Source organism: Citrobacter sp. S55_ASV_140 (assembly GCF_018919505.1).
GTDB lineage: Bacteria > Pseudomonadota > Gammaproteobacteria > Enterobacterales > Enterobacteriaceae > Citrobacter > Citrobacter werkmanii.
In genome coordinates, this window is record NZ_JAHLQZ010000343.1 from 1 (window position 1) to 2,271 (window position 2,271).

2 protein-coding genes are annotated in these 2,271 nt (G+C 54.5%); both read right to left on the bottom strand.

All coding sequences use genetic code 11. The annotated features are described in order from the left end of the window. Positions 1–448 (bottom strand): ribonucleotide-diphosphate reductase subunit beta (locus KQJ18_RS23500; RefSeq protein ID WP_216422891.1); only part of this gene is annotated, 448 nt, incomplete at its 3' end. A gap of 111 nt (positions 449–559) precedes the next feature. Next, positions 560–2,271 (bottom strand): class 1a ribonucleoside-diphosphate reductase subunit alpha (gene nrdA / locus KQJ18_RS23505; RefSeq protein WP_216422892.1); only part of this gene is annotated, 1,712 nt, incomplete at its 5' end.

Consider the following 2,271-nt stretch of genomic DNA (forward strand, 5'->3'; position numbering starts at 1 on the left):
GCTTCTGGATCTGCTCGTTGGTGACGATATCGTCAAACACCACCGCCGGATCGTTGACGATGTTACGGATGATATGGGTGTAAGAACGCGAGTGGATCGTTTCAGAAAACGCCCACGTTTCGACCCAGGTTTCCAGTTCAGGAATCGAGATTAACGGCAGCAGCGCGACGTTCGGGCTACGTCCCTGAATGGAGTCCAGCAGCGTCTGATACTTCAGGTTGCTGATGAAGATATGCTTTTCATGCTCCGGCAGCGCCTGGAAGTCGATGCGATCGCGGGAAACATCGACCTCTTCCGGACGCCAGAAGAAAGAGAGCTGCTTTTCGATCAGTTTTTCGAAGATGTCATATTTTTGCTGATCGTAGCGGGCGACGTTCACCGGCTGGCCGAAGAACATCGGTTCCAGAAGCTGATCATTTTTCGTCTGTGAAAAAGTGGTGTATGCCATTAATGTGAATCCTTTGTGGGATGAGCGCCGGATGCGGTACAAACACCTTATCCGGCCTACAAACCGTGCAATCGTAGGCCGGGTAAGCGTAGCGCCACCCGGCAATATTCATCAGATCTTACATGCGCCGCTTTCGCAGCCATCGTCCTGAATGGACGGTACCAGATCGTCCTGAGTATCTTCCGCGCCATCGCGGGTGTTCTGATAATACAGCGTTTTGACGCCAAATTTGTAGGCGGTGAGCAGGTCTTTCAGCAACTGCTGCATCGGCACTTTTCCTGATGGGAAACGCGTCGGATCATAGTTGGTGTTGGCGGAAATCGACTGATCGATAAACTTCTGCATGATACCTACCAGTTGCAGATAACCGTCGTTGCTCGGCATTTCCCACAGCAGTTCGTAGGCGTCGTGCAAGTGTTCGTAGTCCGGCACGACCTGACGCAGAATCCCATCTTTAGACGCTTTGATGCTCACGTAGCCGCGCGGTGGTTCAATACCGTTGGTCGCATTAGAGATCTGCGAAGAGGTTTCCGACGGCATCAGCGCAGAGAGCGTGGAGTTACGCAGGCCGTGAGTCTTGATGGACTCGCGAAGCTGCTCCCAGTCCAGATGCAGCGGCTCGTCAGAGATAGCATCAAGGTCTTTTTTATAGGTATCGATCGGTAAAATACCCTGGGAGTAAGTTGTTTCGTTAAACCACGGGCACGCGCCTTGCTCTTTTGCCAGCTCGTTAGAAGCTTTCAGCAGGTAATACTGAATGGCTTCGAAGGTTTGGTGGGTCAGGTTATTGGCGCTACCGTCAGAATAACGCTTACCGTTTTTCGCCAGCCAGTAGGCGTAGTTGATGACGCCAATACCCAGCGTACGACGGCCCATTGCGCCGCGTTTGGCGGCCGGGATTGGGTAATCCTGATAATCCAGCAGCGCATCCAGCGCGCGTACCGCCAGTACGGCCAGCTCTTCCAGCTCGTCCAGACTGTTAATAGCACCCAGGTTAAATGCGGATAGCGTACACAGCGCAATTTCGCCGTTTTCGTCGTTCACGTCGGTCAGTGGTTTGGTCGGCAGGGCGATTTCCAAACACAGGTTGGACTGGCGCACCGGCGCAACAACCGGATCAAACGGGCTGTGGGTGTTGCAGTGGTCAACGTTCTGAATGTAGATACGGCCGGTAGAGGCACGTTCCTGCATCATCAGGGAGAACAGTTCAACCGCTTTCACGCGCTGTTTACGGATGCTGTCGTCGTTTTCATATTGGGTGTACAGACGTTCGAACTCGTCCTGGTCGGCGAAGAACGCATCATACAGGCCCGGGACGTCGGACGGGCTGAACAGGGTGATGTCACCGCCTTTCAGCAGACGGGTATACATCAGCTTGTTGATCTGCACGCCGTAGTCCATATGACGCACGCGGTTGCCTTCAACGCCGCGGTTGTTTTTCAGCACCAGCAGGCTTTCGACTTCCAGATGCCACATCGGGTAGAACAGGGTGGCCGCACCGCCGCGCACGCCGCCTTGCGAGCAGGATTTCACCGCGGTCTGGAAGTGCTTGTAGAACGGAATACAGCCAGTGTGGAACGCTTCACCGCCACGAATCGGGCTACCCAGCGCACGGATGCGGCCGGCGTTGATACCGATACCGGCGCGCTGAGAAACGTATTTCACGATAGCGCTGGAGGTGGCGTTGATGGAATCCAGGCTGTCGCCGCACTCGATCAGTACGCAGGAGCTGAACTGGCGGGTTGGGGTACGCACGCCGGACATAATTGGCGTCGGCAGAGAAATTTTGAACGTTGAAACGGCATCGTAGAAACGTTTTACAT